Raw genomic sequence first — 24,914 nt, 5'->3', positions numbered from 1 at the left:
CTCTTACTTGTCCTCATCCAAGCCTTCCCGCTTCATGCGTTCGATGGCCTGCTCGATGGAGAGATTCCCTTGTTCCAACGCTTCGAGCAAATGTCTGGTATCTTCCTCCATGAGCCCGGCTTCTCCATGGTCTTCTTGAGGAAGATCCGGCGTGCCACCGATAGACGTTTGCCCCGCCTCAATGGCCTGGAGCAATTCCTCGGTTCTCCGGTCCTCATCCGCGTCCGCTGTGCCGGTATGCTCCGGCTCGCCTTCGCTTGTCAGGAATCTATGAAGCTTGCTGATGGACGTATGCTCGAACAAATCCATCAGTCTGACTTGTCCGGGGAAGAGCTTCTCCAGCGAATGGTGAACCCTGCCCAAGAGGATGGAATCCCCGCCGAGCTCGAAGAAATTATCCTCGATGTCTATTTCGCTGAATCCCAGAACCTCGCAGTAAATGGCGGCTAATTTGGCCTCCAGGTCCGTGTAGCCTTCCGCCTTGCCCTTCAGCTTGATCTCGCCTTCGAGGAACTTCTGAGACGCCTGCTGCCTGGCTTCCTTCTTTCGGATGGAGTAATGGACAGCAGCGTCGATATTCGGTGCCAGCAATACAGGAAGCTGCTTCAGCTCCCACAGCGTATCCGCCTCGGGGTTGATCTCGCCGATCATGACCCGGGTTATGGCCTTATGGAAGACCAAGTCGAAGGAGGACATGGCCAAGCTCGTGGAGATGGCTTTGAACGTCCCGTCTGCGTTGACTCCATAATCCACTGCCATCCCCGTATCCCGCCAAGCTACCCAGTTGATTACCAGGGTCTTCTTGCCTGTGTTCCTTCGATAACGGGCGTATGCGTCCAGGTATGCGTTCGCAGCGGCATAATCCCCTTGTCCGGCAGCAGCGAAGATGGAGCTGACGGAAGAGAACAGAACAAAGAAGTCCGGGTGATCTGCGGCTGTCAGGTGATCCAATATCCAAGTGCCGTAAACCTTCGGCAAAACCACCTCATTGAACCGCTTTTCTTCCTTCACATACAAATATCCATCACCGGCCACCCCGGCTCCATGCACAATGCCGTTGATTCTTCCGTATTGGCTTCGAAGCTCATCTAGCACCCGCTTCATATCCTCCAGCTCGGACACATCAACCGAGCGGCATACCACATGGGCACCTAAGCGCTCGATCTCTTGGACGGACTGAATGCGCTGAATCAGCTTGGCGTTCATCCTGCTGTTATCCCGCACAATCCGATCCCATTCTTCCCTAGGCGGCATAGCCGAGCGGCTCAACAAAGCAAGGTTTACACGCTTGCGGGAAGCCAGGTACTTGGAGACCTCAATGCCCATGCCTCCCAAGCCGCCGGTAATCACATAGACGCCTTCCTCATGGAGCTCGATCCGCTCTTCCTCTGCCTGCTGTACCGGGAAATCGCCGAACTCTTCGAGATACCGCTCGTTTTCCCGGTACGCCGACTGGTAGATGCCGGGGTCGGCTATGATCTCCTGGAAGAGCTGCTCCACGTCTGTCGGTTCGTCCATATCGATGCATCTGCACTTGAGGTTGGACTGCTCCAGCCTAACGGCTTTCCCCAGACCGAAGAGCGGGGCGCCATGGGGGATAAGCGCAGCTTCCTTTCCGCTAACCTGCTCTACGAGCTTGGAGACCAGCACCAGATCTACCTCTCCGCTCAGCCCGATCTTCGCAGCAGCCTTGGATAAGTAGAACAGGCTGTATACTCCCCGTTTCTGGGATTGAATCAATTGGCTGTAGTCCGTCACATGGCTTCCATCCATGATCGAGAAGAGGTGGATCATTCGCGCAGGCTTCACAGGCTTGAGCTCGCGAAGGAGGGTTGCATAATCCTCTTCCTCGCCTCCGATCGTGAACTGCCTCTCGCCCGTCCGGCTGTAGCCAACTCCCCACTTGACGTGGATGACCTCCGTCCCTTGTTGCGCCAGCTTATGCGCCAGCTGCTCTCCAATCCCGGCTTCATCGTGGAACAGAACCACTGCCCCTTCCCGGGTTCTGCCTGGAGCTGCTGCTCCTAGGGGCTGTCTCATCCACCGGCCGCCATGGAATTGGCCGGCTGAAGGAAGGGCCAGCGGAGCATCCTCGTATTCGGGGATCTCAATCCAGCATCGCTCCAAGTCGAAGGCGTACGTCGGCAGACTGACACGATAGACAGACTCTCCGCGGTAGAGCTCCTTCCAATCCACATCGGCCCCTTGCGCATAAAGCCTGCCAAGGCCGGACAGCCCTGCGCTATCGGCGTCCGTTCCGTTCTTGCAACACTCAACCTTGAGAGCTGCATCCTCTCCCAGCTGTATGCGGTATCTCTCTGTCATTTCTCCGGGAGACAGCTGGCCTTTGCTTGCCGGTACGATTTTGTGGTGCCCGTATGCATACCACGGCTCCTGTGCCGCTGCGACACCAACCCGTGCCACGTGCTCAAGCTTGCGTCTTGCATCATCCAGGCTCTCTGCAAGGATGGCCAGCCGATAGCTGTGGTGGCCCCTTCCTGCTGCAGCCGTGTAGCAGATATTGTGAAGAGAGGAGCTTGTAACCCGGATAAACGTCGTGTATTTCCTCACAAGCCGCTGCAGCGCGCTTTCTGTCTTGGCGGATAACACCAACCATTCCAAACGGCTGCCGCTTATACCGGCTTGCTTGGTCTCTTCTGCACCTACGTATTCCTCCAACACCACATGGCAGTTGGTTCCGCTCATGCCGAAGCCGCTGACGCCGCATCTCCGGGGATACCCGGCGGTTTCCCATTTACGGGAAACGGTGTTGACATAGACCGGCGACTGGCTGAAATCTATTTTTCGGTTGGGGCGATGGAAATAAAGGTTGGGCGGAAGCTGTTTGTTGCGCAGGGCCAGAATGGCCTTGATAACCCCCGCGATCCCCGCTGCTTCAGCCAAATGGGTGAGGTTGGACTTGGCCGATCCAATGGCGCAAAACTGCTTTTTATCCGTAAACCTGCGGAAGGCATTGGCAATCCCCTGAATTTCGATAGGGTCTCCCAATTGCGTGCCTGTTCCATGAGCCTCCATGTACGTGATCGTCTCTGGATCGATACCCGCATCCTTCCAGGCCTTCACAATGACTTCCTCTTGGGCAGCCGGGTTCGGAGCCGTCAAGCCCGCTGAGCTTCCATCCTGGTTGGATGCGCTGCCCTTGATGACGGCATAGATATTGTCTCGATCTGCAATGGCCTTCTTCAGCGGCTTCAAGAGGATAGCCGCTACACCTTCGCCGGAGCCCGTACCGTCGGACCATTGATCGAAGGTCCGGGTTCGGCCGTCAGAGGATTCCATCCCGATTCCCCTAGGTGAGCCTTTGCGATGAACAGGGAGCAGATTGACCTTGACCCCTCCGGCAATCGCCATCTCGCAGTCTCCATTCCGGATGGACTTGCAGGCCAGATGCACGGCGACCAGTGAGGCGGAGCAGGCGGTATCGACTACCATGCTGGGGCCCTTCAGGTCGAACAGGTAGGAGGTTCTGCCGGCTGCAACGGAGGCTGTATTGCCAACGAGGGCCATGGACTCACTATCCGGGTCAATCTCGCTGATGAACCGGTGATAATAGAGCATGTTGGAGGCGAAGCCCAAATAAATGCCCGTTTGCGAGCCGAGCATGCCGTCTCCGCCATACCCCGCATCCTCCATCGCCTCCCATGCCGTTTGCAGGAACAGCCGATGATTGGGATCGGTAAGACTTGCCTCCCGAGGAGACAGCCGGAAGTACCGGTAGTCGAATTTGTCAATGTCCTCCAGGTAGGCGCCCTCTTCGAATTCTATGGCGTTGACCGGGAATTTCTTAAACTTGATGTACCGCTTGATGTCCTCTTGTCTGGATTCCGGAACTATAGTGGCCATATCCTGGCTGTTCACCATGGCACTCCAGAATTCATCCGTGTTGTCAGCCATCGGGAACCTGAAGGACATCCCGATCACCGCAATCTCACCGGTAGGGTCACCTTCGTTCCCCTTCTCCCGGGCGGCTTCCCTTGCAAACGATTGGGATTGTGCACCAGGGGATCCCTGTGCCCCGGTCTTCTGCAGCATGAATTGGGCCAGCTTGGATATGTTGGAATACTCGAACATGTCGGCCACAGTAATGAGTCCAGGATGCTGCTGATCGAGCTCGGCGTGAATTCGCATGAGCAGGATCGAGTCCGCACCCAGCTCGAAGAAATTATCGAAGACGTCAATCTCATGAAAGCCGAGCACGGACTTGCACACCAGCGCGACCTTCCGCTCCATCTCGTTGTAGGCATCGTCGCTTCGGCCGGTCAACTGGACCGTGCCGTTCTTTGCCTGCGAGGATGGCGAAGAGGCCTTCTTCTGCGGCAGTTGGCTTTTCTTCCGTTCGATCACCTGAGACAAGTCCTCCGTCAGCCGGACCTGTGAGCGTTCAAGCAGCAGGAGTCCCATCTTGCTGTCATTGATCTCACCGATCAACGTACGGTCGGTTTTGGACCGCAAGGCCTGCATGAAGGCTTCGGTCCCCCTAGAGGTTGGCAGCGTCCTGAAGATGGTATCCACCGCCGCACCCGTTTCTGCCGCCATGCCGGTTTCCTTCCATGTGGTCCAGTTCACCGTCAGGGTACGGTTGCCCCGCTTATTCCGGTACGAGGCGAAAGCATCCATATAGGCATTGGCTGCTGCATAATCGCCTTGCGTGACCGCGCTGAAGATGGTGGCAACGGAGGAGAACATAACGAAGAAATCCAGCGGGTCCTGGGCCGTCAGCCTATCCAGAAGCCACGTGCCCGCCACCTTCGGCGCAAGCACCTTCTTCATGGTGACATCGTGCTTCTGGACCAGCAGCTCATCCATGGCAACCCCCGCCGCATGAATGACACCGCGGATTTCCTTGTATTGGAGCCGCAGATTCTCCAGCACAGCCTGAACGTCAGCTTCGCTGGATATGTCGGCGCTGTAGTACTCCACCCGGGAGCCGGAGGCTTCGATGTCCTGAATGCTCTTGATTATCTTGATTGTCTTCTGATTTTCGTTTGCCTCTACGATGGTTTCCCAGCTCGAACGGTCCGGCAGCGACGAGCGGTTGATTAGTGCAACAACAATACGTGCCTGAGCGGACAAGGCCTTGGCGATCTCGAGGCCGATCCCGCCCGCTCCTCCGGTGATGACATATGCCCCGCCTTCCCGAAGGACCGCATCAGACGAAGGCTTCACCGGAATCGGACCGAAGGCCTCTACGAATCGTTGACCCTTCCGATAGGCAACGAGAGCGCCCGTTGTCCGGCTGTTCAATTCCTCACGGATAACTTCCGCCGGGGTTTGCTCATCCCAATCAATGCTTCGGCATTTGATCAGGGCTTGTTCCTTGGTCAGAACCTTGCCCAAGCCGATGAGCGGCGCATTCTCCGGCTTCAGCAAGCCTTCGCTTCCATCCGCCTCGCAGGCATAATCCGTCAGGATGACGAGCTCCAGCTCCTGCTGAAGCTTGGCTTCCGTGAGCGCTTGGTACAGGTGCAGCAGGCTGTAGACGCCAGCACGCTGTCTCTCCTCCAGCTCTTCGAGGCTTGTGACGTCCCCTTGGCGAAGGGTTTGCATGTGAATGATTCGAACCAGGCCGTCCAACCCCACCTCCCGAAGCAGTGCCGAGTATTGTTCCGGTTCATCCATGAGCAGGAAGGCATGAGGGCCGATCTTCTCGAATCGTTGGCCAGGAGCAACCGTAATGACAGCTGTACCTTCCCCCCCTAAGCTTGCTGCGAGGGCTTCGTCCCCTTCCTTGCCGCAGAACACCAGAACCTTCCCTTGCTGCGGATTTGCCTTTCCCGGCCGCTCTTCTTGTACCCACGTCACGCCATAGAACAGATTCTTGTCTCCGGCAGCTTCCTGATCGGATATTCCATCGGCAGGAAGAGGGGGATCTACCCAGCAGCGAATGGGGTCGAAGGAGTAGGTGGGAAGACTGATTCTTTGGCGCTTCTCCCCTTCGTACAGTGCCTCCCAGCGAATATCCGCACCTTTGACATAGAGTGCGCTGAGGGAATCGAGGACAGCTTTGTCCTTCTTCCCGGATGCAAACCAATCCCTGCACCTGAGATCGGCTTGCTCCTTGAGGGCGAGCTTGCCTTGCTCGGTCAACTCACCTAGAGCCAGCTCTTCTTTATTGCTCCGAACCACTTTATGGTAAGCATAGAACGCCCATGGAACGTTCAACTGCTCCATATTCATTTCTGACAGCAGGTTCAGCTTGTCCGATAAATCCGCCAGGCTCTCCACGACAACCGCCAGCCTGTAGCTGTAAGCCCCCCTGCCGGTATTGGCGGTGTAGCATAGGTCATCCAAGCGCAGGGCATCATCGGCATGCTGCACAAACCTCTGGTACTTTGCAATCATACGAACCAGAGCCGACAAGCTCTTTGCAGATAGGGTAAACAACGAGAGGCGCTCTTCGGCTTCCTCACCTTCGGGCTCTAAAGCCTCCTCGAGAACCAGGTGGCAGTTGGTCCCGCTCATACCAAAGCTGCTGATGCTGCCCCTTCTTGGATGGCCTTCAGGCTGCCATTCCCTAAGCTTCGTATTCACATAGATAGGGGAATCGCAGAAATCCACCGTTGTATTCGGTTTGTTAAAATGGATGGTTTGGGGAAGCTGCTTGTGCTTGAGTGCCATAGCCATCTTGATCAGGCTGGCAATCCCCGCCGCCTCACACATGTGCCCCATATTCGATTTCACGGAGCTGATGGCACAAAACTGCCTTTTGTCCGTGTACCGCCGGAATGCCCCTTCGATTCCCTGAACCTCAATGGGGTCTCCCAATCTCGTTCCCGTTCCATGCGCTTCCATGTAGGTAATGGTTTCAGGGTTGATTCGTGCCTCTTCCCAAGCCTTGGCAATAACCTCAGTCTGAGAGGCAGGATTGGGGACGGTAATCCCCGCCGTTGTTCCGTCATGATTGGCAGAGCTTCCCTTGATCACCGCATAAATATGGTCCCGGTCCCGAAGCGCCTTGGAGAGAGGCTTCAGCAACACGGCTCCCGCGCCCTCCCCGATACCCGAACCATCCGAAGCATCGTCGAAGGCCCTCGTTCTCCAGTCGGAGGATTCGATGCCGATCCGCATGTTGTCCATATCGATAGGAACAATATTCAGCTTAATGCCACCTGCAATCGCCATATCACAATGGCCATGCTTAATGGATTGGCAAGCCAAATCTATGGCCACCAAGGCAGAGGAGCAGGCCGTATCAATCACAAGGGAGGGTCCCTTCAGGTCCAGCAGATAGGAAATACGGCTGGCGGTAATGGCCGGCATGTTCCCTACCGACGCGATGGGCACCTGATCCGGCTCGACATCATAAACGATTCGTGCGTACAAGTCCCTGGGGCTCGGGGCATATCCCAAATAAACCCCCGTATTGCTTCCGGCTAGTTTCTCCCCGCCGTAGCCCGCCTCCTCAATGGCCTTCCAAGCCACCTCAAGGAATAAGCGCTGATGAGGGTCCATCAGGCTCGCTTCTTTGGGGGATATCCGGAAAAAGGCAGGGTCAAAGCAGTTGATATTGTCCAGATAAGCATATTCCGCGTACCGAATTTGCTCGTCCGTCATGCCCATATGCCGTAAATACGGCTCTAAATCCTCGCGTCGGCTGTCAGGGAAGGGGGACACCATATCCAATCCGTGCTGAATGTTGTCCCAATATTCATGAATATCCTCTGCTCCTGGAAACCGGGCGGCCATCCCGATAATGGCGATATCCTGCTCCAACGCAGCGCCGCCTTGCTTGAGCATCGCAATCATGCGTATAGCCGTTTCCTTGTCAATCTTGCCCTGTGAGGTATGGTTGACGATAAAATTGAATATTCCTTCGGTTTGCAAGATACTGCCTCCCTTTACAGCCCTTCGATATGAAGAATGGCATCTTCAAGACTTAAGGTGCCCTGCTCCAGCTTGGTGAAGATCTCCCTCGTCTCCTGCTCGACACTGACCTTGGCCTGCTCCTTGCCCTCGGCGCCTTCCGTCAAGTGCAGCGCTAATGTGTGGACGGATGGGAACTCGAACAAATCCGCAATTTTGAGCCTTCCGGGGTACAATCGATCCACCATCCGGTGAATGCGCATGAGCAGAACCGAGTCTCCTCCCAATTCGAACAAGCTGGCATATATGTCAATCTCGTCATGACCCAAAATTTCATTGAAGATCCGGGCGATCTGCTGCTCCGTATCGGTATAGCTGTTGTTGTCCCGACCTTTCAGCAGGATTTCACTGGCAGCGGTTCTCGGCTTGGACTGCATGGCCTTCCCTTTGGGAAGAATAATCAGCTTCCCGTTATCCACCATGGCTGCATCGTACTTGCCGTTGGAGATGACTTGGTTCTCTCCGTCGAGCAAGTCTGCACCCAGCTTCATGTGGATAAAAGCGTTCAAGCGGTCCGAGAGACGGAAGGGGAGTACCGGAAACAAAGTCAAATACTCCTTGCTTTCGTTGATTTCTCCAATCAGGACTCTCGACACCTTCTTCCTCATGACCGCTTCAAGTCCGGTAACCGCTTGTTGGGCCGTTATCGCTTTGAAGATGGTATCCACATTAATGCCGTACCGTACCGACATGCCTGCATCCTTCCACGACACCCAGTTCACCGTCAAGCTGTTCCTTCCTTGGCCGTTCATATACGAGGCATACGCGTCCATGTAGGAGTTGGCCGCCACATAATCGCCCTGGCCGGCCTCCCCGATCAGCGAAACACCGGAGGAATGCATGACGAAAAAGTCCAACGGATCCTCTCTTGTCAGCCTGTCCAGAATCCAGGTGCCCTCCACCTTGGGTTTCATGACGTTGGTGAATACGGCGATATCCTTCGTCAGCACATAGCCCGCACCAGCGATGCCTGCTCCATGAATCACGCCATTAATCCGTCCATACCTTTCTCGCAAGGACCGCAGTACCGCATCCATCTCCTGCAGGTCCGATACATCCGCAGGGATGCACTCGACCCTCGAACCCTTGGATTCGATCTCCAATAGGCATGTTATCGCTGTTTGGATCCGTTCGTTGTCACCGGAATCCAGGTACGTGTTCCAATCTCCACGATCGGGGAATGGCGTGCGGTTGATCAGTGCGAGGGTCACTGGAGTACTGGCGGATATATATTTGGCCATCTCCAAACCGATTCCACCCATACCGCCCGTAATGACATACACGCCTGATGGCTTCCATTCCAGCTCCCGAGGCTCCGCCTGCTCCACGTTCACTTCCCGGAACACCTCGACGTACCGCTTGCCATCCCGGTAGGCGGATTGATAGGTTTTGGCATTGGTAAACAGCTCCGGGAGGATATCCCTGGCCCCTGTGCTGTCATCCAGATCCATTGCCTTGCATTGGAGGTGAGGGTACTCCTGGTACACCACCTTGCCCAATCCAATGAGGGTGGCATTCTCGGGTTGGAGCCGGTCCTCCCGCTCCCGAATCGGATGGACATGAGCGGTTAGGAGATGAATGCGCATCGTTTCCTGCGTTCGTTCATGCTTCAGCATGCTTCGGGTTAGGTAGAACAGGCTGTATACCCCCGTCTCCTGGCTCTCCTCCAGGTCCTTCAAGGATTCGATTTCCTTGTGTTGTCTGAGCGTTGTGGCATGAATCACATGATTGACGGACTCCTCAGCCAGCTCTTCCAGCAATCTGTCGAAATCCTGCTCACAGCAGCGAATCCGGTAGGCATCCGGTCCGGTTCGTTCATAGCTGGCTGCCAAGTCGACCTCAAGGACACGCCTGCCCTCCTGTCTTAAAAGCTCGGCCAATTCCTGCACCATCGGCAGGGAGCCTGGAGCTTTGAGAAGCATGACCGCCCCTTTCGAGCGATTCCGATCCGCCACGCTTAGCGCTTCTTCAACCCACCCCATTTCATAGGTCGAATGATTCAGGGTCGGTTCAACGGCGATCGCTGCAGGAGAAGGAAGGTCCAGCCAACACCGTTCCCGCTTGAAGGGATACACCGGCAGGGGAAGCTTCTTCGGCTTCTCGTCACCAGCCAGCAGCTCCCAATCTACATCGGCTCCTGCGACATACAAGGCTGCAAGACCTCGAAGTACTGGTTCATCCCCCAGGCTGCCAACCCGGTACTCACGTGCCTTCTCGTGGGCTTCCTTGGTCCGTTCCTCCCGCTCCGCTTCAGTTAGGTCGTGTTCCTCCCGGCTGCTCTTCTTAGCATCCACTACCCGGTGTCTGCCTGAATAAACGAACGTATCGGCCGTGCCGGATGCTGCTTGGCGCAGCTTAGCGGCAAGCTCATCCACAGAGGAAGCAAGGGCGGCCAACCGGTACTCATAGTGCCCCCTGCCCGTATTTGCGGTGTAGCACACCCGGTCCAGGCTTACCGTAGGGTGCTGGGCCAGGTATTCAATATACGCTTGAATCAAGTTGGCATAGACCTCGGGGTCCTTCGCCGACAAGGTAAATAGCTGGAGGCCCGGTTCTCCCGCATGGGACTCCTCCGCACGCGGCATCGGCGCTTCCTCCAACACCACATGGCAGTTGGTTCCACTAATGCCGAAGGCGCTTACGCCGCACCTTCGCGCTTGTCCGTCCGTTTCCCACGGCCTTGCTTTGGTGTTGATATAGACTGGTGAATCTTCGAAGGCGATGGCCCGATTCGGCTTATTGAAGTAGATGGAGGGTGGAAGCTCCTTATGCTGCAGCGCCATGACGGCCTTCATCAAGCTTCCGATTCCCGCTGCCTCACAGAGGTGGCCAATGTTGGACTTCACGGAGCTGATGGCACAAAACTGCTTCTTCTCCGTGAATTTCCGGAAAGCACTGTGTATGCCCCTCACTTCGATGGGGTCACCCAGATTGGTTCCGGTGCCGTGGGTCTCGATGTAGGATAGGGAAGCCGGCTCAACCCCCGCATTCTTCCATGCCTGTATTAACACATCGGTTTGCGCTTGCGGGTTGGGGGCAGTGATCCCTGCGGCGCGTCCGTCTTGGTTGGAAGCACTTCCCTTCACCACCGCATAGAGGTAGTCTCCATCCTGGATCGCTTGCTTCAAGGGCTTGAGCAGAACGGCACCCACACCCTCCCCAATGCCTGAACCATCCGAAGCATCATCGAAGGCCCGAGTACGGCCGTCCGAGGACTCGATGCCGATTCGGAGGAATTCCTTGTCCAACGGTATGGTATTGATGTTGATGCCCCCAGCTATAGCTGTATCACAGCTCCCGTTACGTATGGCCTGGCAGGCCAAATCAATGGATACCAACGCGGAGGAGCAAGCCGTGTCAATGACCATGCTAGGCCCCTTCAAATCGAGCAGATAGGAAATTCGGCTCGGTGTAATGGCTGTCAGATTGCCGATCATCGAGATCGACAGGGCTTCGGGGTCCGTATCCAGGATCAGCCTGGCATACATATCCCGCAGGTTATTGGCATATCCGACATAGACCCCCGTCCTGCTGCCCATCAGTCTTTTGCCGCCATAGCCCGCATCCTCCAGGGTCTGCCATGCCACCTCCAGGAACATCCGCTGGCAGGGGTCCATCAAGCTGGCTTCCTTGGGGGACAGGTTGAAGAACGGGTAATCGAATTTGTCGATCTCGTCCAGATAAGCGCTCTGGTTGTAAGCGATCTCCTCCAGCGGGACCCCGGTAGAGGCAAGGTAGGCTGTGATGTCATCCGCCCGGGATTGGGGAAAAGCCGTAATACAGTCCAATCCATTCTTGATATTGTCCCAATACTCGTGCACATCCCGCGCCGAGGGAAGCCTGGCGGCCATGCCGATGATAGCAATGTCCTGCACGGCAGCCTCTTCCTCTGCCTTCAGAAGCTTGATAACCTCAATGGCTGTCTGCCGATCCAGCTTCTTCTGATTCACGCTGTCAACCAGATACTTATAAACGAGCTCCATGGGACTACCTCACTATATGCTGTTAAGATTCCGGATGATTTGGTCAACGGATAAGTTACCTTGTTCCATCCGGTCGAACAGGTCATTCAAATCATGCTCCAGGTTCGCGCCAGCTACTGCCTGTCTACGATGGCTATTCATAGCCGGTTGTTCCGTATGCGTCTGTTGGGTCAAGCTGCTGATGTGTTGGGCGAGCTTGCCGACCGAAGGGTATTCGAACAGATCCGTGATGGCCACGACCCCCGGGAATTGCTTATCCAAAAGGGCATAAATTTGCTTCAGCAGCAGAGAATCCGCACCCATTTCGAAGAAATTCATGTGAATGTCGATTTCGTTATAGCCCAAGACCTCTCGGCAAGCCTCCGCAAGCCGTTGCTCGGTCTCGGTATAAGCCTCCTCCGTCCCGTTACCGGTCAGGGTGAGCTTGGTTGTATGATGCTGCGGTCCCGTACGCTCAGCGGCAAACTGCTGCTTGGCTGCCTCCAGCTTGCGCTTGATTCCAGTGGCGAGGGCAATGGCGTATTTCTCCAGCAGGAGGATCATGCGGCTGTCTACATTCAATTCTCCTGCGATAACGGTCCACCGGTTGGTCGTCCAGGCAAGGTCCATTACCTCCAATGCCTTGGAGGACTGGATCGTTTTAAATAGGGTTTCCACCTGGAAGCTATTGTTGGCCGCCATTCCTTTGTCCTTCCAGGTCGCCCAGTTGATTGTAAGCGCCCGTTCTCCTTTGCATGCCTTGTAAGCGGAGTAGGCATCCAGGTAAGCGTTGGCCGCTACATAATCACTTTGATACAGGCTCTCGAATACCGATGCAATGGAGGAGAACATTAATATGAAATCCGGCTTGTCTTCCGCAGTTCCTTCGTCGAGAAGCCACGTCCCATAGATCTTGGGGCCAATGACCTCCTCGAAGGCGGCAGCGGACTGCTCGGCGGCGGCACTCACGCTGACGCTGCCGGCGCCGTGGATGATCCCGCGTATGGAACCGTATCGATGGCGAATGAAGGACAGCATGTCTGCAACCTCATGCGCCTGGGTGACATCTGCCCGGTAGAGCACCACGACCGAGCCCATGGCTTCAATTTCCCGGATGTCCGTAATGATGCTGCAGGCTCTGGCATCCGATGAAGCTTCCAGCAAGCCATCCCATGCATCCCGAGCCGGGAAGGAACGCCGGCTAATCAGCACCAGTGTGGCCTTGCCTCGGTTTGCCAGATGCTTCGCTGCTGCAAGCCCGATGGCACCGAGCCCGCCGGTGAAGAGATAGACGCCGCCATCCCGGATGGGCAGCTCCTTCTCCGCACTTGTCTCAACGACCGCCTCCTCCAGCATCTCTACAAATCTGCAACCGGAGCGGTACGCCTCCATTCTGGCGTCCGCCGGGCTTTCCAGCACCTGGGCCAGCTCCTCGGCAGTCATCCTGCCATCCATATCGATGCACCGGCAGTGAAGATTCGGTTGCTCCTTGGCAAGCGCCCTGCCAAACCCGAATAACGGAGCATGGTGGGGCTTGGTAACCCCTTCCTTACCGGTCACCCGGTTGACAGAATCCGAAACCAAGATCAGCTCGATGTCGTTTTCTATCCGATGCGCCGCCAATGCTTTGGCTAGGTAGAATAAGCTGTACAAGCCTTTATGCTGGGAATCCTTCAGTTCGTTCAGGGATTGGATCTCGTCCTTGCTTGTGATGGTCGCCAGATGAACGATGCGAGAGATGGGGCGGCTATGGAAAGTGCGGATGAGTCCCATGTAATCATCTTCGCTACCCTCCATGATCCATCGACCCGCTGCTTCTCCACAGGGTACAGTTGGCGAGCACGGTTCACCCGTAATCACAACCTCTATTACCTGGCTTTGCCGATTCCTCCAGGTCTCGGCCATCTGACGGGCCATGCCTCTGTCATCCATGAATAATAGGGTCCATCCATCGGAAGCGGGTAATGCTTCCGCTACCGGACTCGGTTTCATTGGTGCCGGAACCCAACTGACCTGATAGGTGACAGGTTCAGGCGCCGCCTCCAATGCCGGGGGATGGTTCTTCCTCTTCGTGATCGGCATCCAACAGCGATGTCGTTCGAAGGGATACAAGGGCAAGGCCAGGCGGCGCACGTCATTTCCGTAGAATCGGGACCAATCCACCTCTGCCCCTTGAACGTATAATCTACAAATCACCGGGAGCTGTCCGGTCTCCCCGGCCTCTTGGGTCGCCTTTCTTTTCTTCTGCTCCGTGATGGCGTATGGCTTCCTTGATCCCGCATCGCTGCTTGTTACCTGATGGCAGCCGTAATAGAACCAGGAAAGGTGGACGTCCTCGAAGGCTTCAACATGCCGCAGCAGGTCAAGCTTCCCTCTCGCATCCTCTTCTCCCGTCAGAAGCAGCGCCATGCGGTAGCTGTAATGACCCCGCCCTGTATTGGCCGTATAGCAGATATCCTCCAACCGCTCCGAGTTCGGAAGGTTTTGGAAATAATCCCCATATCGGTGCACCAGTCTACGCAGCGACTCCTTGCTGACCGCCGAGAGTGTGAGAACATGCTGGCGGGAGGAATCCCTCATCCCTGCATCATTCCGGCTGCCCGGAATGTATTCTTCGATGACCATGTGGCAGTTGGTTCCGCTGAAGCCGAAGCTGCTGACCGCAGCCCGCATGGGCTTGTCGCCTTCCCACTGCCGCAAGGCGGTATTGATGTATACCGGAGAGTTACAAAAATCAATCTTCGGGTTCGGCCGGTTGAAATGAAGGGTCGGCGGAATTTGCCGGTTCTTCAGGACCAGGACGGTCTTGATCAAAGAGGCCAAGCCTGCCCCCTCATTCATATGGCCTACATTGGTTTTCACCGAGCCCAAGGCACAAAATTGCTTCTTGTCCGTATAGGCTCTCATGGCGGTGCTTAATCCGTTCAGCTCGATCGGGTCTCCCAGTCGGGTTCCCGTACCATGGGCCTCGAAGAAGGCGATGGATGCCGGGTCAATGCCACCGTCCGCCCAAGCCTGGAGCAGGACATCCGTCTGAGCCTCCGGATTGGGTGCCGTAATCCCCATGGATGATCCGTCCTGATTAATGGAGCTCCCTTTAATCACCGCATAGATATGGTCTCCGTCGGCCTGTGCCTTCCGCAGCGATTTCAGTACGATGGCAGCAACGCCTTCACCCATGCCGGACCCGTCTGAATGGGCATCGAACGCCCTTGTCCTTGCGTCCGAGGCTTCGATGCCAATTTTGAAATGGTCTACGTCCAGGGGAGCCAGGAACAATTTTGCCCCACCAGCAATAGCCATTTCACACTCTCCGCTGCGGATAGCCCTGCTCGCCAAATGGACAGAGACCAGAGCGGAGGAACAGGCCGTATCCACCACCATGGTCGGTCCCCGCAGGTCATGCAGATACGCAATCCTGGAGGGGAGCATGGCTGCGGTATTCCCTACCACCGCTTGAGACAGGACCACCGGATCCATGTCGCTGAGCATTTTCTGATAAGAGTCCCGTATAATGTTGGCAAACCCGACGTACGTCCCTGTTCTGCTCTTGCGAAGCCTGCTTCCGCCATAGCCCGCATCCTCCAAGGCATGCCACACGGTTTGCATGAATAGCCGCTGGCAGGGGTCGGTCAAATCGGCCTCTCGGGGGGACATGCGGAAGAAGGCGTAATCGAATTCCTCGATGCCATCCAAATACCCGCATTCCATATACGGGGTATTCCCATCCTGCCATTGCCCGATGGCCATCAAATATTCATCCAGCTTGGCTTTTCGGTCTTCAGGGATTTGCTTGATGCAATCCAGCCCATGCTTCAGGTTATGCCAATACTCATCCACATTCTGGGCCCCCGGGAATCGGGCGGCCATGCCGATAATCGCAATATCTTCAGTGCTTCCGTCCGAAGCATGAACACAGGCACGCTCCTTGCGCTCCACCTGCTTCTGCCGCTTCCCGATCGTCTCCGACAAATAAGCGGCAAGCTTGGCTATGGAAGTATGGGCGAACAAATCGGCAATGGCCAATTGGCCCGGGAACTCTCTGCTTAACAGCATATAGAGCCGGCTTAGCATGACGGAATCGCCGCCAATCTCGAAGAAACTGTCATGAATATTGAATTCTTCGAAGCCGAGGACCTCCTCGTACAACCGTCCCAGCTTCCATTCCAGATCCGAGTAGCTCCCCGTGCTGCTCCCGCTGAGCGTTACAGCCTGTTCAGCCTCCGATAATGCGACTTCAGCCTCTGCATCCACTGGCGTTCGAGGGGTTCCGCTCCACAGCTGCTTGATGTTCTCCGGCAGATGGAATAACGCCTCGCCCCCGAACCATTCCATTGCGTGGCCCGCAAGGTGGGGATTGATCTCCCCAACCAAGAGCTGGGTCACCTCTTTATTCACGATCGTGTCAAAGGCATGCAGGGCTTTACCAAGAGGCAGGGGTTTGAAGACCCCATCAATGGCTATGCTGTTCCCCTCTGCCATCCGCAAGCCTTCCCACACGACCCAATTGATGGATAAGGCTGGTTTCCCTAGCCGGCTTCGGTAGGCTGCAAAAGCATCCAAATACGAATTCGCTGCCGTATAGTCCCCTTGGCCAACCTCTCCCGACAACGCAACGCCGGAGGAGAACATGACGAAGAAATCCAACTCATCCTGCTCGGTCACCTGGTTTAGGACCCACGTTCCCATCACCTTCGGCTTCAGCACTTCATGGAAGAACTGCTTGTCCTTCGTCACGAGGAAGCCCTTGCCCACGACCCCGGCGGCATGGATGACGCCGTTGATTCGCCCGTATTGTCTGCGAAGCTGCTCCATGGCGCCCCGCATGTCTGTCAAGGAGCTGACATCAGCGCATACACACGCCACTGTAGCTCCTGCAGCTTCCATCTGCTGCAGTGCCGTCAGCTTGCTACACAGGACTGGATCTGTCCCGGCTGCAATCACTTCGCTCCACTCGTCGCGATGGGGAAGGCGAGTGCGGCTGACCAAGGCGAGCTTGACACTGCCTTTGGCCCCCAAGTGCTGGGCCATACGAAGCCCCAGATTACCCAATCCCCCCGTAATGACATAGACTCCGTCCTTGCGAAGTGGAATGTACCGCTCCTTCAAGGATGCGGGATCCGTCTCGACCATGGACTGCACATAACGAAAGCCGTCACGAAACGCTGCTGCGTAGGATGTTCCCGCTTCGCTCATTTCTGCAAGAACCGCTTCAATCGGCGTATGCTCATCCACATCGAATGCCCTGCAGGCGATCTCTCGGGCCTCCATTCGAATGACCTTGCCCAGCCCGAACAAGGTAGCCTGCTCCGGCTTCAGAGAAGCCTCGCGCCCCGTAACACGGGACACGCAGTCTGCAATCAGCAGCAGCTCCACCCGGCGGTTGAGTCTGGCCTTCATCAGAGCCTTGGACAGATAGAAGAGACTGAACACGCCGGTTTCCTGAGCTTCCGCCAAGGACTCCAGGGACGTCGGAGGGGTTGCGCGATAGGCCGCCACATGAACCATAACCTCAATTGGCAGGTCCCGTAGTTCCCCAAGGAGTCGCACATAGTCCTCCTCTTCATTCCGAATCATGAATCTATCCGGGGACAGCCGTTTGTACTCGTCCCCCGTAAGAACGCTGATCCAACTCCGGCCCTGCTGAACAAGGGCGAGCTGCAGCTCCTCCCAAGCCCCGAAGATCAGAACCGTATCCCCTGTCACCGGATGGCTGGGCGCCTTGGCTTCCTCCCGTACCCATTCCAAGCCGTAGTACAACGGGCTCTCCACCGTAGTCTGGAACTTCCCATGTTGGGGAGGCTCAACCCAGCACCGCTTGCGGTCGAAGGGGTACGTCGGAAGGCTGACTCTTCGTGCACCTGACCCTCTGTACATCCGTTTCCAAGGGACCTCCGTCCCTAACACATAGGAAGCTGCGATGGACTCCAAAGCATCCCCATGGCCCCCGTGGCTCCATTGTTCAACCAGCTCCCCGATGGATGCAGGAGAGAGACCTTGTTCATTCGGAGCAGATCGTCCTGTCCCTTCGCCCATCCACAGCCATGGATGCTTCTGCTCTTCGATCCCGGCGCGGGCAAGAAGTTGTAACTTACCCTGTAAATCGTCTTTATCCCTTGCGAGAATGGCTAATCGGCAGGCGTAATGATCCCGGCCGACAGCCGCTGTATAGCATAGGTCTGCGAGAGATACCTCTGGCTTCTTGACCATCCAGTCCTGATAACGAACCACAAGCTTATGGAGCGTAGCGGCATTCTTCGCCGATAAGACCAGTAGAGACGGTCCTGTCCACCGTTCGGTCGGAAGGCTTCGCGGAAACCGCTCCTTCTGGTCCGAACCTGCAGATTCTTCCAGCACCACGTGGCAGTTCGTCCCTGACAGCCCGAAGGAGCTGACGCCGCAGCGTCTGGGGCCCCCGTCGGTTGTCCATTCCACCGGATGGGTATTCACATACAGGGGCGAATGGACGAAGGGGATCTTCGGGTTTGGAAGGTGAAAATGCAGGCTGGGCGGGATGATGCGATGCTTCAAGGCCAAGCTGGCCTTGATCAGCCCGGCTAGCCCTGCACAGCTGTAGAGGTGCCCCATGTTGCTTTTCACGGAGCCGATCGCACAGAACTGCTTCCGGTCCGTTGCCTTTTCCAGCGCACGTTGAATGCCTTCAATCTCGATCGGATCGCCCAGCTTGGTTGCTGTTCCATGGGCTTCAATATAGGTGATGGTGCCCGGATCGATTCCCGCGTCCTTCCAGGCCTTCGTCATAACCTCCGCCTGGGCTAACGGATTGGGGGCGGTAATTCCCGCCGAAGCGCCATCCTGGTTGGCCCAGCTGCCCTTGATAACGGAGTAAATGGTGTCTCCATCCCGCCGGGCTTGACTAAGCGGCTTTAACAGGATCGCCGCCACCCCTTCCCCCATTCCTGAACCATCGGCATGGGCATCGAAGGTTCTTGTTTCATCGTCGCTGGATTCAATGCCTACCTTGTAATGGTCCCGGTCCAGGGGCAGCAGATTGATGCGGACAGAGCCAGCCATGGCCAACTCACAATCTCCTCTTTGCAGCGCGCGGACGGCCAGGTCCACGGCCACGAGAGAGGACGAGCATGCCGTGTCCACAATCATACTGGGGCCTTTCAGATTCAGGACATACGAGATTCGGCTTGGGATCATGGAGGAGAGGGTGCCCGAGAGTGAAGCCGGCAGCAGCTCGGCATCCACCTCATGGATCATCTCCCGGTATTGACCCCCTTCTGTATCACTGATGTGCCCCAGGTATACGCCAACGGAAGTTCCCGTCACATCCTGGCTGCTGTATCCCGCATCTTCAAAAACCGACCAGGCCGCCTCCAAAAATAACCGCTGCATCGGATTCATCAGCTTGGCTTCCATCGGGGAAAGGTTAAAGAAGCCGTAATCAAACAGGTCGATATTTTCCAGGTAAGACCCCTTCAAGAACGCGATTTCCTCGCTTGTCCCGTTCTTGCGGCCCTTGTACTGCAAATACCGCTCAACATCTCGCCTGCGATTCGGTGGAAGGCTGCTAACACAACTGACGCCGTTTAGGATGTTCTCCCAGAACCCATCCCGGTCTTCCGCCATCGGAAACCGAACGTACATGCCGATAATGGCAATATCGTTATCGGACACTTCCGTTACCTGAGTTGTTCCAGCCGTCGACCCTTGCAGCTTGTTAAGGTTGATGCCAAACAGATTTTCTTCCATTATGCCCTCTTATCCCTCGATTGCTGTGGTATTCTTTGAACCCATGGAATAGTCAATCAACTGCTCCAGCAAGCCTACATACCGGATGAACAGATCCTTCATGTGTCCCCCGTGAAGCCTCATACGGTCATAGGCCAGGGTTAAGTGAAGGCTCTCATCCATGTCATAGATCTCCAATCCGATATCGAAGGGCTCGGGTCTCACCTGGCTCGTCCGTTCGAAAGCCCTTCGATAAGACACATACGGAATCACCCGATGGCCCGCAGGCTCCGTCCGAAGGCGTTTTGTGGCTGAGCAGGCATAGGTCAGGCCCAGAGCAGGGTCCCGGCGCCAAGCCTGGATCCCTTCACACAGCTCCTGGAATAGGGCAATGGAGCCAAAATCAATCGTCAATGATCGGATGTGTACATCGTCTGTTGAAGCCTGAAGGCTCACCTGGGACTCGCCGGAAACCTCCTGCAGCAGGAGGGCGAAGACCGCTAAGAGAACGATGAAGGCGTCTCCCTCCGCCAGCTGGGACAGCCTGCGAATGCCTTCATTTAGAGCTCCCTGCAGGCTCGCCTCAAACTCAGGCGCAGCCCCGGCCTTGCCCCTGGAGAAGTATACCTCCGGCAGACCAACGGTAGGGACGGTGAAGCTTCCCCCTTGCTCCACGAATGCAGCAAGCTTCGCAACGGTGGGATAGGCGAAGAGATCAGGAATAGACACCTTGCCGCCGAACCATTGATCCAGTTCCTCGCTCACCTTCACCAACAGGAGAGAATTGCCCCCCTGATCAATGAAATTGTCATGGATCCCTATGTCATCTTTGCCCAGAATGCTCCGGACAATGGACAGCATACGATCCGCCGTAGGCAGCGGTTGTTTTTTCTCCTGAAGAGCCTGCTGCCTGTCTCTCGCAATAGACCTCAACTGTTGGAGGATCGCCTGAAAATCCCCGGCTTCCGCCATCTGAGCCAGTTTGTAGTGTTGAATCTTACCGCTTGTCGTCTTCGGTAGCTGGGCAATCGGGATGACGGCTTCTACAGGCACCTCCATCACCTGTTGGACATGCTTCTTGATCCGCTCCGCTATATCGTAGAATGCGCCTAAGTCCTTCTTCTTGTAGGTCAAAAAGATGATCAGGTCCTCGGATTGCTTGTCGTTGTTCCGCACCCCGCAAGCCGCGGTGCTCCATTGCTGTTCCCCGCCTAATTTCTCTACGACCCGCTCAATATCATGGGGATACAGGTTCCGCCCATTGACAAAGATGATGTCCTTCGCCCGTCCCACAATGACGAATCTACCTTCCTTGGTGAAGCCCAAGTCGCCGGTATCCAGCCATCCATCCGCTGTCTTAACCAGTCGCGTCGCTTCCGGGTCATTGTAATACCCTTCGGTTACATTCTTTCCCTTGACGTGAATATAGCCTACGATTCGATCCTGAACCTCGTTTCCATATTCATCCGCAATACGGACGCTGCAGTCATCCAAGGGATAGCCTACGTCTGCCAAGGATATGCTGTTGGGATCGCTGGCATCCATCTCCCGGACCTGCGATCCAATCTGCAAGTGCCTTCGATCCAGCGTAACCAGCCGGTATTCCTCATGGCATCGCGTCTTGCATACCCCAACGGTTGCTTCAGCAAGCCCATACACCGGCTTCATGGCGCTCTTCCTTAATTGATAACGTCCCATAAGCTCCACAAACCGATTGCAGAGGTCAATGGAAATAGGCTCCGCCCCATTGGCAATGTAACGGATCCTAGACAAGTCCCATCCGTAATTCCGGTCTTCCTGATAAAAGGAAAGAAAATACCGGTAGCCAAAGTTCGGGCAGTACATGCCATTGATCCGATGCTCATGGGCCTTGCTCATCCACAAAATCGGCTTTCGGATAAACAGCTTCGGGAGCATCAAATATTGATTGGTTTGGGACAAACAAGCGCACAAGTGGAAGGCAATCATCCCCATATCATGGGTCAAGGGCATCCAGCTGAGGACGGCTTCATCCGTCTGAATATCGTAGTCCGCATTATTAGCTGTTGTATTGGAAAGCAAATTTTCATGGGTCAGGATTACCCCCTTGGGGTCCCCTGTGGATCCGGAGGAGAACTGGACAAAGGCGATGTCTCCCGGTTCCGGCCGGTGAACAACCCCCGTACCCTCCGAAGCATAGACACCATCCAGGTTAATCAAGCTGCTCCTCATCGCCTGGGCGCGATCCGCCAAGGCTTCTTCAGCCGCGCCGTATGCCAGTAATTCATCGATTGGTTTTGCCGTTCCGATTAACCGAGGATTGAGTAATTTCTCCCAGACCTTGTAGACTTTGAGTCTGGCTTCCTCCGTGGTTCCCACGGTTAGGGGCACAGGGATGATCTTCCCGATGATGCACGCCCAGAACAGCTCAAGGAACGGCCGATTCTCCTCCACCTGGAACACCAATTCCTGTCCAGGCATCATACCCTGGGCCTGCAGACCATGAAGCAAGCGAAGGGCCTCTTGGTACAACTCCCGATAGGAAAGGAATTCCTCCTGATCTACATCGTGGATGAATGTGATTCCTTTGTCCGTAAGCTCATGATTCGCTTCGATAATATCGAGCAAGTGGTTTCTCATCTACATGGTCCACCCCCAGATGGATCAGTAGTGGAGGATGGTTCTGTTGATCCGCTCCACTAGCGATTCCTCGCTTTCTTTTATGTAGAAATGTCCGCCCTTGAATTTGATCATGGCGAACTCGCCCGTTGTGTGCCGGCTCCACTCCACCAAATCCCTCTGATTGACCTCGATGTCGCCTGAGCCGGTCATCACCCACAGGGGTGACGACAGCGGCTCTCTCTCCTCGAAGGTATAGTGATGCATCATGTCGAAGTCAGCCCGCAGAATGGGAATAAACACTTTGGTCAACGTCTCACTTTGGAAGAGCTCCTCCGGCGTGCCGCCTAGTCCAATGATCTTCTCTTTCAGCTCATGGTCCGAGAGGTTGTAATAATCCGGTTGTTCCCTGTGAATGTGGGGAGCCCACCGTCCTGACACGAACAGATGCGCCGGTTCTAATCCCTTTCGGTTCTGCAAGAGACGGCTTAATTCAAAGGCCAGTAAGCTCCCCATGCTATGTCCGAAGAAGGAGAAGGGCTCGTCATTCCATTGATCCGACAGCCGGTTGTATAGATCCTCCACGGCTTCCTGAGCGGTTTGGCAGAACGGCTCGGTTTGACGCCTTCCCCGTCCGGCAAGTTCCACTTGGACCATTTCGATGGATCGGTCCAAATACTTGTTCCAGCCGTAATAGCAAATCGGGGAGGCTCCGGCATAAGGAAAGCAATACAGCTTATGCTTCTTCATGTAAGGCTCCTCTGTTTATGCCTTGCCCGCGAATACCGGGGACGGGGTGAATGCAACCAGCCTTCTGGACCATAGGTCAAGAAGCTCTTCGATAACCTTCTCTTCACACGCAATGCCCAAATCCCGCAGGAGAACATCGACGGACCGCTCGCCGTCGCAAGCCTCGAGCAGCCGGAAGGTTTCCTCTGAAACCTTCACGTCGTACTTGTCCCCGAAATGCAGCCGAACCACATAGGCCTGTCGCTTCTGGCCGTCAAGCTTGCATTCGGTGGATTTTCGCAGCTCCGTGGTTATCAGCATGCGAGGCACCAGCTGTAAATGCTCCGGGCGCCCAGCTTCCTTCTTCGATATGAGATAATCACCGATGATCAAGTAATGGATATTCGTCGTGAGGAAGCTGACGATCGCATCCTCTTCGGAGTCCACGATCGGCTCCGCGTTGTTGTTAAAGGAGGTATTGAGCAGGATCGGAATTCCTGTCAGCTTACGGAACTCGTCGATAAGGGTCCAATACCGCTCGTTAGTTTCCCGGGATACGGTCTGCACACGGGCTGTTCCGTCCACATGGGTTACCGCGCCCAGTTCACTCTGTTTGTCTTCCTTCGTCTGAAGCACAAAGTTCATGTAAGACAGCGGCGCTTTGCTCGATGGAATGACATAATAATCCCCAACATACTCCTCCAGCACAGAAGGAGCGAAGGGCCGATAGCCCTCTCTTTTTTTCACCATGGCGTTGATGATGTGCTTGTTCTCCTCCGGTCTAGGGTCAGCCAGGATGCTGCGGTTGCCCAAGGCCCTCGGCCCGAATTCCGAACGGCCCTGAACCCATCCAATGACCGCACCTTCTGCAATCAAGCGAGCGGCTGTTTCCTCGATCCGGTCAACCTTCGTATAGCTGACGAACGGCTCCCACTTGGCCAGGATGCCGGCCAATTCCTCCTGATTGCCAATATTGGTTCCCCAATATAGGTGGCGTAGAGTCTCCGTCTCTATCTCCGGCTGAAGCAGCTTCGACATGTACAAGGCTCCGCCCAGGGAATTCCCTGCATCGTGTGCCGCCGGCTGCACGAACACCTCATCGAATAGACCGGAATAGAGGATCTTCCCATTCATCGAGCAGTTATGCGCCACCCCGCCGGACAAGCAGAGCTTGGTATGGCCGGTAACCTGCCGGTAGTGGGTCAACACATGCATGACCATCACTTCCAGAGCCTCCTGCAGGGCGGCCGCCAGGTCCTTGTGCTCCTGGGTGAAGGGCTCTCCCTTTTTCCGTGGGGTGATTAGGTCGAATAAGGCCATGCACCAGTTAAAGTTGACCTGGAATTTCCCATCCGGAAGCAGCTGGTAGGTTTTCTTCAGGTATTTCCTGAAGCGCTTGGGGTCTCCATAAGGAGCCAGTCCCATTACCTTATACTCGTCATGCTGGAAGTAGCCAAGCAGACGAATGATGTAGAGATAGTAGGAGCCTAAGCTATTATCGTTATTCACCCGGTCCAGAATATCGAAGGTTGTGCCGTCGGCACTAATGACATATCCTGCAAAGCCTTCGGGGGAGGCTCCGTCAATGGTGAAGATCAGGCTGCGGTCAAAGCCCGACATGTAATAAGTGCTGGCCGCGTGGCACGTGTGATGATCCACGAATACAATTTTGCTTCTGTCAATGGTCACCCCATGATAGTGGCGAACGGTATCAATTATGTAATCCTTAATGTTCGTATATGGAAGGCCATGGTAGAAAAAATATTCCCGAATCTTTACGTTGGCTTCATATTCACCGGTGGTGAGCACGAAACGGTCCACGTCACTGTAGGACACGCCATAGCTCTGGATGCAAAAATCCATGGATTTAAAGGGAGCTTTGCCGGTGTGCTTGATGCGATTGAGCCGTTCCTCTTCCATGGCGCCCACGACCTTGCCATCATGCAGCAGAACCGCAGACGCGTCATGGGCAATTCCACCATATCCGTACGTAAACAAATCTTGATCAGGAGCCTCTAAGCCTCCATTAATACCAAGTAA

General features: G+C 55.5%; 6 protein-coding genes. All 6 read right to left on the bottom strand.

What is annotated here, in order from left to right:
- Window positions 1-3: 3 nt before the first annotated feature.
- From ACSEXS_RS03100 to ACSEXS_RS03075, 6 genes are read right to left on the bottom strand one after another with little or no spacing between them, the layout of a single operon-like run.
- Complete coding sequence (locus tag ACSEXS_RS03100) at window positions 4-7,845, bottom strand: SDR family NAD(P)-dependent oxidoreductase (protein WP_438431722.1); 7,842 nt, start codon at window positions 7,843-7,845, stop codon at window positions 4-6.
- A 14-nt stretch (window positions 7,846-7,859) separates the two neighbouring features.
- A complete protein-coding gene (locus ACSEXS_RS03095; protein ID WP_438431721.1) occupies window positions 7,860-11,867 on the bottom strand; it encodes an SDR family NAD(P)-dependent oxidoreductase in 4,008 nt (1,335 codons plus the stop codon).
- Window positions 11,868-11,879: 12 nt separating this feature from the next.
- Window positions 11,880-19,568 carry an SDR family NAD(P)-dependent oxidoreductase gene (locus ACSEXS_RS03090; RefSeq protein WP_438431720.1) on the bottom strand — a complete coding sequence of 2,563 codons (7,689 nt, stop codon included), beginning with the start codon at window positions 19,566-19,568 and terminating at the stop codon, window positions 11,880-11,882.
- Between the two features lie 9 nt (window positions 19,569-19,577).
- Window positions 19,578-22,166 (bottom strand): non-ribosomal peptide synthetase, encoded by a 2,589-nt coding sequence (locus ACSEXS_RS03085; protein ID WP_438431719.1) that lies wholly within the window; start codon window positions 22,164-22,166, stop codon window positions 19,578-19,580.
- A gap of 24 nt (window positions 22,167-22,190) precedes the next feature.
- Complete coding sequence (locus tag ACSEXS_RS03080) at window positions 22,191-22,895, bottom strand: thioesterase II family protein (protein ID WP_438431718.1); 705 nt, start codon at window positions 22,893-22,895, stop codon at window positions 22,191-22,193.
- A gap of 15 nt (window positions 22,896-22,910) precedes the next feature.
- Window positions 22,911-24,872: a carbamoyltransferase family protein gene (locus ACSEXS_RS03075; RefSeq protein ID WP_438431717.1), complete on the bottom strand. Its 1,962-nt coding sequence runs from the start codon at window positions 24,870-24,872 to the stop codon at window positions 22,911-22,913.
- Window positions 24,873-24,914 lie beyond the last annotated feature (42 nt).

The organism is Gorillibacterium terrae, assembly GCF_051594785.1.
Taxonomy (GTDB): Bacteria; Bacillota; Bacilli; order Paenibacillales; family NBRC-103111; genus Gorillibacterium.
This window is presented reverse-complemented; position numbering and strand designations above follow the sequence as displayed.